This is a genomic window from Vibrio anguillarum (assembly GCF_001989995.2).
In the GTDB taxonomy this organism is placed as follows: Bacteria; Pseudomonadota; Gammaproteobacteria; order Enterobacterales; family Vibrionaceae; genus Vibrio; species Vibrio anguillarum.
In genome coordinates this window covers 1-204 of record NZ_JAHGUP010000211.1, presented here as the reverse complement: position 1 = coordinate 204, position 204 = coordinate 1, and the positions used below count along the sequence as shown (strand labels likewise).

Here is a 204-nt window from a genome sequence, read left to right as displayed (position 1 = left end):
TCTTGAAGCGTTTGTTAGCATTATCTAGCCTAATTCGGATAACTCTTGTAGAAGCGACTCCAATTTACGCTCTTCTTCTTGAATTTTATTTTGGTATTTCCTGACTTTGTTATCCTTGCCACTTCCCTTTGCTTCTTGTAAATCTAAGTTATATTCGGCAATTTTATCTTTAGTTTCTTTAATTATGCCACGCGTTGGCTGTCC

General features: G+C 36.3%; 1 protein-coding gene. It reads right to left on the bottom strand.

Translation table 11 applies throughout. From position 1 onward, the window contains the following. Positions 1-24: 24 nt before the first annotated feature. A partial coding sequence (locus PL85_RS18515; protein WP_194569482.1) for a DUF1090 family protein occupies positions 25-204 on the bottom strand: 180 nt, incomplete at its 5' end.